This is a genomic window from Bifidobacterium apousia (genome assembly GCF_007559275.1).
Taxonomy (GTDB): Bacteria; Actinomycetota; Actinomycetes; order Actinomycetales; family Bifidobacteriaceae; genus Bombiscardovia; species Bombiscardovia apousia.
Genome location: NZ_VMHK01000007.1, coordinates 100,936 through 112,674, shown reverse-complemented (window position 1 = coordinate 112,674; position 11,739 = coordinate 100,936). Strand labels below are relative to the sequence as shown.

Below are 11,739 nucleotides of genomic sequence, written 5' to 3'. Positions count from 1 at the left end.
CCCGACCTATTAACAACCACCCAACACGCTTACAGCCACAAGGCCAAACCCCCAACATAAACAACGCGTTTAGTTCCTATAGCCCCCAGATCGCTCTCTTCTTTCCTTATGCTCAGCAACAGCCGATACATGTCTGAATCATTGCCAATGACTGTGTTGGCACAGTCAAACTGCCATCATTGACTGTGGGCGATCTGTGAAAAAGCCATGGTTTTTCGACTCTTGCAATTGTGTTTTGGCAAAGCTACCCCCTAAGCAAGGCAGAGTCGTCACCACGGGCAATCGGGCATCATGACCGGCGATAGTCATGCACACAGCGTTTTGGGTCGTTGCTATATGCAGGTTGACAATATTCCTGGGATTTCGAAGGTCCAGGAGGCTGCCAAACAGCACATGACCGCCACCGCAGAGTCCAACCACTTGCGGAATAACTGGACGCGTACATGTGCTGCAGCCCCCATGACTAACTCATGAGATAGTGAAAAGGGCTCGGCACTTCAGCGAGGCAGAACAGCCTGCTGCCAGACCTGAATCATGCGCGAATTATCCACGCCAGTGCAAAGTTCCACCTCATACGATCTGACACCACTAACAGGCTGGTCACCATTTCTGTCAGCCAATAACAGCTTGCCGCTGTCGGCAAGATTCACCCGTGCAGGACGAAGAGCAACCAGGTCCCTTTCAGCCAGAGCCAAGACGGATACCAGGTCATGAAGCCACATGCCATCGACTGGTCGAGTTCGTCTGCTGTATGTCAGCCACGGTCTCAACCAACGGTTCATCGAGTCCTTCCACGGCGCCTTGCTTGCATCGGCCTCGGCGATCATACGATCCCAGCATCGCTGGCTCAGATGCGTGGTCCTGGTCACATCAAGCGGAACCAAGGTGATGGGAATACCAGATTCCAACACCCGCCGGGCTGCCACCGGATCGACGGCGAAGTTGGTGTCCACCTCATCACCGAATCCAATGGCACCGCCCATGATGCTGATCCTCTCAATATGCCCAACGACCTGCGGCTCATCACTGATCAGCCCGGCTAGGTTGGTGAGAGGTCCTATGGCGGCAATGGACACCGAACCGCTGCAAGCAAGCACATCCTGCGCAAGCTGATCAGGCCCGGAAACCTCTGGTATGGCTGATACCTTATCGGCGCTTGATGCATGGAACCCTGCCTGCGATCCCACGGCATTTCTCCATACTTCTGGCGCCTCGGGGCTGCTGGCCGCATTCAGCCTCTTGGTCAGCCAAGGCTGGCGTGATCCCTGCAGCGGGCCATCCGCCCCTCGACGGACAGGAACATCCATGCGTCCCATGGATCTCAGCAAGGCCTCTGCACTGGAATAACCGAGATCAGAGGTAGTGTTGCCGAACACGGTCCATATTGCTCTGGTCTTGAGCTTTTCGGAACGCAAGGCATAGGCAATGGCCAGGGCATCATCGACGTTGGCTCCGGGTACACCGTTGCCCGGGTCACAGTCGACGATAATGTTGACTGCATCTTTCATTTCTGTTTTCATACCTCATTTTGGCTGCATCCACAGCTACGGCCAATGACCAGCTGTGGAGCTGCCGGAATTGTGCCTAAACCAGTACGGACAGGAGCATCCGAACGATTTGTTGGAGCGACGGAAGTCTCGTAACCCCCTGGTTTGTCGTCTCCATCATCGCCAGTGTCCTGATAGGCGCCGTCCGGTTTCAGCAACACCTTGGCAATCTTGTCCGCTATCTCATCCTCGGACAGCTGGACGGCTGTCAGTGACGGAATCAAATATGCGGATTGGTCAGTCCCATTCATCGCCGCCAAAGCAACATCATCAGGCACTTTTTTGTCGCGCTGGGCCATGCCTGCCAGGAAACCCATGGCCTGAAGTTCATTCGAAGCAAAGACAGCCTCAACCTGATCGTCGACCAGCTCCGCCGCCTCGTATCCCCCCTGGCAGGTGTAGGGAACGAAGATCTCCTGCCCTGGCTCAAGGCCGGATTCACGTATGGCCCTCTTCCACCCACGGATTCTTTCCCGCGAATTGAGACGCTCCCGAGGGCCGGCAATGATGGCCAGCTTTTGATAGCCATGCCCTATCAGATGGGCTGTAGCCATCCTGGCCTCTTCGCTTTCGTCAAGACCCAATCGAACTCGGCGCCCTGCAGAGGGACTCAATTCCTGTCCTTCCGGTTGGTTGAGCATAACCACGGTTCCCGGGTAGGTTTCAAGGGCATCCATGGGAAGAGGCTGGTCCACGCCATACCAAACCAGACCAGAGACTTGCTGACGCTGGAAGGATTCCAACAGCTCCATCTGGCGACTGGGGTCATCGCTGGAATCGCCGACCAGGAGGGTCTTGCCCAAGGAGAAAAGCTTGTGCTCCAAAGCCTTGGTCATCTGTGCCAGGAAGGGATTGGCCAGGTCTGTCACCAGCAAGGCGTAGGTATCGCTGGTCCCGTTGGCCAGCGACTTGGCGATATTGTTAGGCACATAGCCGGTTCGCCTAATGGCATCTAAGACCTTGCGCCTGGTCTGCTCGGAGACTGGACGTGGACCATGATTGATCACATAGCTCACCACGGCAGATGAAGTACCCGCCTCCCTGGCCACGTCATCCCTTGTCGGACGCCTCGTCACCATTCCCCTCCTTGCAACTGGTCTCCTTACAGATTACCGATTCAATGGAGATTCATCAGATCGCATCGTCAACCAGGGTCAGGTCCCGGCCACGGGTCTCAGGGGCGAAGAATGTCGTGACCAGACCGATCGCTGCCATCAAGCAGTAATAGGCAGCCAAAGGCACCCAGGAGCTGAAGGCTGCCAGCAGTGCCGAAGCGACCATCGGAGCCGTGCCGCCGGAGAGGATGGAGCCAAGCTCCTTGGCGACTGCCATCCGGGAATACCTGTGCTGAATGCCGAAGAGCTCAACACCGTAGGCCGCTTGGACTCCGAAGATGCCCAGCGAAGCCACACCCATACCCACGATTATCACCAGGCTGACAACAATGGTGTTCTTCGACTGCAACAGGGCAAAGGCCGGGAAGGCGTACAGGACCAGAAGCAGGCAAAAGACGCGGTAGACAATCCTGCGGCCGAACCGGTCGGAAAGCCATCCGGAGAAGGGGATGATCAGGAAGCCCAACAAAGAGGCAATCAGCACTGCTGTAGTTGGCACAGATTTGCTCACGCCCAGTGTGACCACGTATCCGATAAGGAAGCTCTGCGAAAGATACGAGGGACCATTCTCTCCTATACGCAGACCAAGCATGATGAAGAAGGCCTTCCAGCCACCCTCGGACTTCTTCTCCTGCTTGCCTGCGGCAGCCAGAATAGCCTCTTCCTTCTTCCTATTGGCCTGGTAGGAACGAAATGCGGGCGTCTCCTGCATGGAGCGACGCAGATAGACAGCGAAAAGCGCAATCAGGATTGAGACCAGGAAGGGAATCCTCCATCCCCAGGCAATCAGGCTGTCGTGGGGCAAAAGCAGAACCAGAAGCCAGACAGCAGAAGCCAGCAAAGTGCCCGAATTAGACCCGATGCCAATCAATGAGGAAACCAGGCCACGGTGGTTGACAGGGGAATACTCGGCGAGCATCACTGCTCCCCCCGACAGCTCGGCTCCAGCGCCGAATCCCTGGCATACGCGGCAAAGTATCAAGAGAATGGGAGAAAGAATGCCCACCATTTGGTACGTCGGCAAAAGCCCCAGGGCTGTAGTCGACAGACCCATCAGCATGACCGTGAAGACCATGATGAACTTACGTCCGCGCTTATCACCTATCTTGCCCAGAACAAAGGCTCCGACAGGCCTGGCCAGGAAGCCGACCGCATATGTTGCGAATGAAGAGAGCAGAGCGATTACCGGCGTTTGCCCGGGAAAGAAGATGTCGCCAAAGACAAGCCCTGAAGCCAGACCATACAAGGCAAAGTCCACATATTCCATGGTTGTGCCCAACCATACGGCCACGATATTGGTCCAGAAGCTCTTCCTGCCCTCCTTGGTGCGGAAGTTGACATCAGCTGCCTGTTCCTGTTGATCAGACAATTCGGAATTCGACCTGGATCGCTGATTCACAGTTTCAGGTTTTCCTCTCTTGGCCCGGTTCACTCCCATTTATGCCTCCTTGCAGGGGATCATTGCGATTCGATGCTGAATAGCGTTGTTCTACCCGCGTAGATTGGAAAGCGACTTTTTGCGCGTTTCCATTTGCCAACAATGCAAAATTCTACGCGCGTAGTTTTCCTTGTCAATTTGAGAGTTTACCGTTTTGCTGATTGGCAAGCACACAGGATGGAGTTCATGGTCACATAAGATGGGCTCCCATTCATTGCGAAGCTCAAACCTTGCCTGATTGCAACAAGAAATCAGCAATCAAAGCGATCAATGGATTCCAACGATTGCGACTCATAGTATTCGAGCGCGAAGCATATCCTTGCAACTGTCTTGGTTCGTTCGACCTTTAAAGATGCTTGCTCAACGATTAAGCGATCACTACAACTGTACTACCCTACCAAGGGCTGATATAAGGTTCAATCATCATGACGAATCATGCTTATCGGGCTGATCAGATCAATTGTATTGATATTATTCACTCAGGCTAAGAAGATCCTGGTCCGAAACAACGAATAATTCGGGAGGGGTGCGCGGCAATGAGCACGATTGAGGAAGGCGCACTCGGCGCGCTTACTGGGCTGTCCTTGGGAGATGCACTGGGCATGCCCACGCAGAGCATGAGTCCAGCAGCCATCCATGAGGCCTACGGCAGGGTTGACACCCTTCGTGATGCTATTGCGGATCAGCCGATCGCTCCAGGTATGCCTGCGGGATCTGTGACCGATGACACCGAGCAGGCACTGATTGTCGCAGAGCTGATCATCGAGGGCAGAGGACACATCGATCCCAAAGAGTTCGCTAAGCGCCTTCTGACCTGGGAGGACGGCATGAAGTCACGCGGATCACTCGACCTGCTCGGGCCATCCACCAAGCTGGCTCTGGAACAGGTTCGCCATGGCGCGGACATCATGACCACAGGAAGGACCGGCACCACCAATGGGGCGGCCATGCGAGTCGCCCCGGTAGGGATAGCCAACAGGCCCGAAGACACTAGACGGCTGGCCAATCGCATCTACGAGTCCTGCCAGGTCACCCACGACACGGTCACAGGCTTTCAAAGCGCAGCGCTGATCGCTACGACAGTCAGTCTGGGACTTGAAGGAATGACCGTTCGCCAGGCACTGAATGAGTCCTTGCGCCTGGTACCCGCCATGGAAACCGCCGGAGCCTGGACACCCAAGGCATCGGTTCCCGCTCGGGCCCGCCAGGCAATACAAGTGTCCGAAGAATTCAGCGATGAGGACGACTTCGAACGCCACCTCATCGAAGACTGCGGCACTTCGGTGGAGGCCAATGAGTCTGTGGCAGCCGCTTTTGCCCTGGCCTGGAGATTCGCCGACGATCCCCAATCGGCTCTATTCGTCGCAGTCAACTTGGGCGGCGATACGGACACCATCGCTGCCATGACCGGCGCAATGACCGGCGCATGCACCGGCCCCGAGGTCTTCGACCCTGCACTCTGCTCCCAGGTGGCTTCGGTATCTCACCTTGACCTGCAGAAAACTGCCCGTGGCCTGATTACCCTAAGGTAAAGCGCAAAACGGATACGACAGAATCCTTCAGGAATACAAGAATGTAAAATCCAGTCAACCCCGAGATCATGGGGTCCACCCAGACCACACCACAGGTCTGACCAGACAATCCATCGCTGCATCCAGTACATCGTGAGTCAAAGGAGACAATCCATGTCAACTGCACCAAAAGAGGGCACCATCCTCTCCAGAGTTGAGCAAAGGGGCATCGAACCCGTGCCCGAGGATCAGAGGAACGGGTCGCCCGGCCAGCTCTTCTGGGTCTGGTTCGCCGCCAACATCTCGATCCTGGGAATCCCTCTGGGAGCTACCCTGATTGCCCAGGGCCTCAACCTCTGGCAGGCCGTGCTCGCCACGACCATCGGAGCCTTCGGATCCTTCGCACTGGTCGGCATCATTTCCATAGCCGGCAAAAGAGGCGGCGCCCCCACGCTGACCCTGTCCCGAGCTATTTTCGGCGTCAGAGGCAATGCGGGCCCCACACTGGTGGCTCTGCTATCCAGGCTGGGCTGGGAGACGGTGAACACGATGACTGGCGCTTTTGCCCTGCTCTCCCTGATCGCCATCATCTACGGCACCTCAGCTGATGCCAAGCGCTCCCCCTTCCTGACCTTCGTCTGTATTGCCGTCTTCGTAGCCTTGACCGTGGTGGTCTCGGCCGCAGGCCACGCCTTCATCCTCACTGTGCAGAAGTGGGCCACCTGGATATTCGGAGCCCTTACCCTCTTGGTAGCCATCTATCTGGCCACGACCGTCGACTGGTCCTCCTTCATCGGCAATGCCCCCGGGTCAGCCAGCGCCTTCCTTATCGGAGTCGGCACCATAGCCGCAGGGACGGGCATCGGCTGGGTCAATTCCGGCGCAGACATGGCCCGCTACCAAAAGACCTCGGTAAAATCCGGCTCTCTGATCCTGACTGCAGCAGCCGGCGCCGGCATCCCCCTGGTCGTGGTTATCGGCCTGGGATCGGTCCTGACAGCAGGCAACTCCACCATTGCCTCCGCCGCTGATCCGGTCGCCGCGGTTCGAAGCGCCCTGCCCGCCTGGGTTTCGATCCCCTATCTGATTGCCGCCTTCGCTGGGTTGCTCATGTCAAACAACCTGTCCGTATATTCGGCCGGCCTGACCACCATCACCCTGGGCATCAGAATTCCCCGCGTCTATGCGGTCGTCGTCGATGTGGTGGTGACCACCTGCGGAGCCCTGTACTTCACGCTGGGCTCCGACGGATTCTACGGCCCCTTCGTCACCTTCATCTCCCTCTTGGCAGTGCCGCTGAGCACCTGGGCAGGCATCTTCCTGTCAGATATGATCTTCCGCAAGCGCTACGATTCGGACGGCCTGCTGAATCTTCAAGCCGATTCCCCATACTGGTACTGGCACGGCATCAACCTCCCGGCCATCGTCAGCTGGCTGGTGGGGATAGTCGTCGGCTTCCTGTTCGTGACGGCCCAGGTCTCCAAGAACGAGGTCTGGTTCTCAGGACCGCTGGCCGGCAGCTTCCTGGGCAGGAACGGCCTGGCATGGCTGGTATCCCTCCTGCTGGGAGGAATCCTCTATGCCATTTTGCACCTCCTCTCCAAGGACTCCGTGGCGGTGAGGAGCAGCAGTAATGACTGAACCCAGCATCCTTCATCTCGGTCAGGTGGTGATTGACCTGAGCATGAACATCGACCACCTCCCGGAACGCGGCGGGGACATTTTCGCCAGGCGAACCGCCATAAAGGTCGGCGGCGGATACAACGTGATCCAGGCAGCCAGGCGGATGGGGGCACCCATAGCCTACATGGGGGCGATCGGCACAGGTCCGATGGCGGACATGGCCCGTGGAGCCCTTGCTGCCCTGCAGGTTCCCGCACAAGGGCCTGTGCTGGATAACTGTGACACCGGATACTCGGTAGCCATGATCGAACCCTCGGGTGAACGCACCTTTGTGTCGGCGAGGGGCGCAGAGACCCGGGTACCGGAGGGCACCTACGAAAGCATGAATCTGGTTCCCGGTGATGTCATCTACCTGAGTGGGTATTCCTTCTGCCACAAGGACAATACCCGAAGCCTGCTCGGTTTTGCTGAGAAACACCAGGGCGAAGGATTTCCGGTGCTCTTCGACCTGGGACCCATGGTGGCAGATATTGCACCGGATGTTCTTGATGCGGTCAACGGTCTGCATCCTATCTGGTCCCTCAACGAACGCGAGGGACCAATCCTGGCGAAACGTCTAGGGTGCCAACCCGAAACTGGCGACGTTACTGAGTTGGAATCCCTCTGCCGCTCGCTTTCGTTGAGACTGGACAGTCCGGTGGTTCTCAGAGCCGGCGCCCGCGGTGCCTGGTACTGCCAGCCCAAGGATGCAAAGCAGAGCCAGTACATTCCCACCCCGCAGGTCCATGCCATAGACACCAACGGTGCAGGCGATGCACACTCGGGTGTCCTCTGCGCGGGCATCTTCCAAGGTCTGCCCATTGAGGAGGCCCTGGTGCTGGCCAACTGTGCAGGAGCACTTTCCACTACCCAGCGGGGTCCAGCCACATGCCCAAGTGAAGAAGCCATACGAAAGGCCGCCAGCTCCCTGCAATGATGACCGGAGCAAAACCGGAGGGAACAAAGGCGGCCGCCGACTTCATGCCGACGGCCGCTTGGCCTCTCAACGAGGGACCAGAGAATGACGTATCAGAGCTGCTTGCCCAGCTGATCGGCTGCGCGCAGGGCGTGAGCCACATCGGTAGGGGTCACTTCGAATGGCATGTTGCCCATGGTTTCGTCAGGGCCGCAGGCATGCTCACCGACCTTGAGCAGATCCTCCTCGCTGGCCTGGCCGATGCCGATCTGCTCCAGGGAGGTGGGCAGACCCACGCTGCGGAAGAAGTCATAGACCCCGCGGGTCTCCTCCAGGGGCCGATCCTCAAGGACCAGCTGGGCCAAGGTGCCGAAGGCCACCTTTTCGCCGTGCAGCATGGAGTGGGTGCCCTCCAGGGCGGTCATCCCGTCATGAATGGCGTGGGCTGCAGCCAGGCCGGAGCTCTCGAAGCCCAGACCGCTCAGCAGCGTATTGGCCTCGATGATCTTCTCCAAGGCGGCTGTGCGGACACCGGCCTTGGCAGCGGCCACGGCCTTGACCCCATCCTCAAGCAGGGTGTCGCGGCAGAGACGAGCCAGGGCGAAGGCGGCCATGGTGGCATGTCCCCCGGTCATGGTCACGGCATTCGACTGCACACAGGCGGCTGCCTCGTAATAGGTGGCGAAGGCATCGCCCAGTCCTGATACCAGGAAGCGCACCGGAGCCTTGGCGATCACGTCGGTATCCATCAGGACCACATTGGGGTTGGCAGGCAGGGGCAGGTAACGGTCAAAGACCCCCTCGGGCGTGTAGAGCACGGACAGCCTTGAGCAGGGCGCATCCGAGGAGGCCGCCGTGGGCACAATCATGACCGGCAGATGGGCGAAGTGGGCCACAGCCTTGGCGGTATCCAAGGTCTTGCCGCCGCCGATGCCGATCACCGCGTCGCTGTCGCCCAAATGGGCACGATGACGGTCGATCTCCTCCATGGAGCACTCGCCGCCGAATTTCATCAGTTCGTAGGGGATCCCATCGTGCTCAAAGGAGGCGACAATGTCGTCGTGGTAGAGCCCGTCGATGACCGGATCGACGATCAGATGGGCGCCCTTGGTGCCCAGAGCCGCGTATTCTCCAGCCAGCTTTCCCATGGCGCCCTCCTGCTGAACATAGGAGCCGGGAGAGCACAGAACCTTGCGCATACATACACCTTTCTCATCGCTGATCCCGCCTTCGGGACCAGGTCCTTAGTGACGAGCCTCTTGGCCCGTCTGAAAGTGACCCTAGTCACATTACATGGTGAGATGGGTGTGCCGCGCCGGGCGACCGGTCAGTTATGAGGCAAGGAATTGGTCGTGCTCGTCGGCGACGACTGGGGTGTGGAAGCCGTACTTGAGGGGCTGGGCGTGGAGCCTGTCGCATCCGCAGACGGCGAGGGCGTGCTCGTGGGGTTCCCTCCCTGCTGTTGACCTTGCCCGGATCCCTGTTCGTTGCCTTGGTGCTGATTCGTTCCCGAAGGCTGATTCTGGGGGGCACCCGGGGTCGCCTGGTCTTCAGGCTGCTCAGTACGCTGTGCAGGCTTGGAGGGGGTCTCTTCCTCCTGGCTGGGGGTTACCTGGCTGGTCGAAGGGCTGACCACGTTGCGGACCACCTTGTCGGTGCCTTCGCCTTTGGTCAGGGCATTGATGGCCAGGGCGGACAGCAGCACGGCCACCAGAGCGCTGACCACTGAGACGATGATGACGTTGCGGCGGCGCTGATCCAGTTTCTTTTTGCTGGTTGCCGCAATGGGGGCCGCATGGGCCCGAGGACCATTGTTGGACGAAATGGTTCTGCCGGTCTTGGCTGCCGACTTTTCGCCACCGACAGGAGGCATGACCTGGGTGGATCCATCAACCGGCGCCATGACCTGGGTGGACCCGTCGGCAGCACCGCTGGAATCGTCCGAAGCGCCTTTCCCCTGTGCCGGCAAGACCCTGGTCTGCCTATCAGCGGCTGAATCGCTGTCCGTATCCGTCTTGGAATCGTCATCATCCTGGTCGGCACTGCCGACCACAGACTCCTGCAGCTTCTGACCAGAGGCTTCCAAGACATTCTTGTAGATCTGCGAGGCCACAGCAGAGACGATGGAACCGATGGCTACGCCGATGATGGATCCCGCCACGCCGATCTTGGCGGCCAGCCAGAAGGAGGTCATGGCTGCAAGAGCGCCGGCGACGATCTGCGCCCAGGAAATGTCATGAAAGAACTGCTTCACTACGACCCCTTTTGATCCAACGGCTGGTTGCTGCGCTCTTATGGTAGCTGGTCGTCATGGCGATCCTGTGATGGTCAGTCGGTCTGAACCAGCCCTCGGGGATTGTCCCAGTCCCCCCGCATGGCGATGGCAGGACCGCGATTGTAGTCGATCATGGACCAGCGCAGACCGCCGTCTGGCAGGTCTCGTGGCATCAATCGCGCCCAGTGGGCATTGCGCATGGTGACCAGACCTAGGTATTCGGGATATTCACTGGCCATGCCCAGCAGAGCCTGGAGGGCCTGGGCTATGAAGGACCCATGGGAGAAGACCATGAGATCCGTATCCGGACCAGCCCGATGAATCCAACGATTCAGGGTTTCCAAGCCTCGTTTGCCTACCTGTGCCTTGGTCTCGGCACCGTGAAGCAGCTCTCCCCCGGCGCCTCGGGACCAGGATTCGTAGTCCTCGGGCCAGCGTTGGCGAACCTCTTCGGCGCTGGCCCCCTCCCACTCGCCAAAGCTGCGCTCGCGCAGCCCGGAATCAAGATGGACCGTCTGGCCCAAGGGGTCGGCAAAGGCATGAGCGGTGGCGGCAGCCCGACCCAGGTCAGAGGAGACCACCAGCAGGTGACGGTCTTGAGGAGCGCCATCCACGTACTCTGCCCGGAGCTCCTCGGCAGCCCTCTCCACCTGCCAGCGGCCAACGCTGTTGAGGGGAATGTCGATCTGGCCCTGCATCCGGTGCTTTGCATTATATGAAGTCTGCCCGTGACGAACCACGGTCATGGAGCGCACATGCCGTCCACCCTCGACGGTGGCAACCGAGTCAGTCATGGCTTTCCTGAGGGTCGGCGAAACGGCTGCGCAGATCATCCCCATTCAGATCGTCCGCCTTGGAGGCCAGCTGGCTGTCCTGGTCGTCATCGGCGAGGGTGAAGGGGTGCTCCAGCTGCAGGTCGACCTGGGGGCAGTCCTTCCAAAGCCGTTCCAGATCGTAGTAGGCCCGGGCCTGCTTGTGCATGATGTGGATGACGAAGTCACCGTAGTCCAGCAGAACCCACTGGGCCTCCTGGACGCCCTCCCGCGAGCGGGGATCCAGGTTCTTCTGCAGGTGGAGCTGCTTCTCCACCTCCTCGGCGATGGCCAGGACCTGACGTTCGTTGCTGCCGGTGGCCACCATGAAGATATCGGTGATGGCGATGGGCCGGGAGACGTCGAAGGCCACGATGTCCATGGCCTTGACATCGTTGGCAGCCCGAGCGGCCACCCGGACCGCGTCGATGGATTCCTGCAATGCTGGCACTTGTCACGCCTT

10 protein-coding genes are annotated in these 11,739 nt (G+C 58.9%); 3 read left to right on the top strand and 7 right to left on the bottom strand.

Annotation, left to right across the window (positions count from 1 at the left end; genetic code table 11):
- Positions 1–497: 497 nt before the first annotated feature.
- Genes FPK30_RS08075 through FPK30_RS08065 form a run of 3 tightly spaced genes read right to left on the bottom strand, consistent with a single transcriptional unit; the run spans position 498 to position 4,031 of the window.
- On the bottom strand, positions 498–1,520 hold the full coding sequence (locus FPK30_RS08075) for a nucleoside hydrolase (protein WP_144086047.1): 1,023 nt from the start codon (positions 1,518–1,520) through the stop codon (positions 498–500).
- Positions 1,517–2,626: a LacI family DNA-binding transcriptional regulator gene (locus FPK30_RS08070; protein WP_144086046.1), complete on the bottom strand. Its 1,110-nt coding sequence runs from the start codon at positions 2,624–2,626 to the stop codon at positions 1,517–1,519. Before FPK30_RS08070 ends, FPK30_RS08075 begins: the two co-directional genes overlap by 4 nt.
- A gap of 52 nt (positions 2,627–2,678) precedes the next feature.
- A complete protein-coding gene (locus FPK30_RS08065; protein ID WP_222102872.1) occupies positions 2,679–4,031 on the bottom strand; it encodes an MFS transporter in 1,353 nt (450 codons plus the stop codon).
- Between the two features lie 605 nt (positions 4,032–4,636).
- On the opposite strand from FPK30_RS08065, the gene FPK30_RS08060 reads away from it, so the two are divergent.
- The 3 genes from FPK30_RS08060 to FPK30_RS08050 all read left to right on the top strand — a co-directional run bounded on the left by FPK30_RS08060 (position 4,637) and on the right by FPK30_RS08050 (position 8,210).
- Complete coding sequence (locus FPK30_RS08060) at positions 4,637–5,632, top strand: ADP-ribosylglycohydrolase family protein (RefSeq protein WP_144086044.1); 996 nt, start codon at positions 4,637–4,639, stop codon at positions 5,630–5,632.
- A gap of 153 nt (positions 5,633–5,785) precedes the next feature.
- Complete coding sequence (locus tag FPK30_RS08055; protein WP_144086043.1) at positions 5,786–7,252, top strand: purine-cytosine permease family protein; 1,467 nt, start codon at positions 5,786–5,788, stop codon at positions 7,250–7,252.
- The gene (locus tag FPK30_RS08050; RefSeq protein ID WP_144086042.1) at positions 7,245–8,210 is read left to right on the top strand and encodes a PfkB family carbohydrate kinase; all 966 of its coding nucleotides are present in this window, start codon (positions 7,245–7,247) and stop codon (positions 8,208–8,210) included. Before FPK30_RS08055 ends, FPK30_RS08050 begins: the two co-directional genes overlap by 8 nt.
- Before the next feature lie 92 nt (positions 8,211–8,302).
- Here FPK30_RS08050 and FPK30_RS08045 read toward each other — a convergent pair whose 3' ends face one another.
- The 4 genes from FPK30_RS08045 to rsfS all read right to left on the bottom strand — a co-directional run bounded on the left by FPK30_RS08045 (position 8,303) and on the right by rsfS (position 11,727).
- A complete protein-coding gene (locus FPK30_RS08045) occupies positions 8,303–9,388 on the bottom strand; it encodes a glycerol dehydrogenase (RefSeq protein ID WP_144086041.1) in 1,086 nt (361 codons plus the stop codon).
- 128 nt (positions 9,389–9,516) lie between these two features.
- The gene (locus tag FPK30_RS08040) at positions 9,517–10,443 is read right to left on the bottom strand and encodes a hypothetical protein (protein ID WP_144086040.1); all 927 of its coding nucleotides are present in this window, start codon (positions 10,441–10,443) and stop codon (positions 9,517–9,519) included.
- 74 nt (positions 10,444–10,517) lie between these two features.
- The gene (locus tag FPK30_RS08035) at positions 10,518–11,258 is read right to left on the bottom strand and encodes a histidine phosphatase family protein (RefSeq protein ID WP_186279457.1); all 741 of its coding nucleotides are present in this window, start codon (positions 11,256–11,258) and stop codon (positions 10,518–10,520) included.
- The gene (rsfS, locus tag FPK30_RS08030) at positions 11,251–11,727 is read right to left on the bottom strand and encodes a ribosome silencing factor (protein ID WP_144086039.1); all 477 of its coding nucleotides are present in this window, start codon (positions 11,725–11,727) and stop codon (positions 11,251–11,253) included. The genes FPK30_RS08035 and rsfS overlap by 8 nt, the downstream gene beginning before the upstream one ends.
- Positions 11,728–11,739 lie beyond the last annotated feature (12 nt).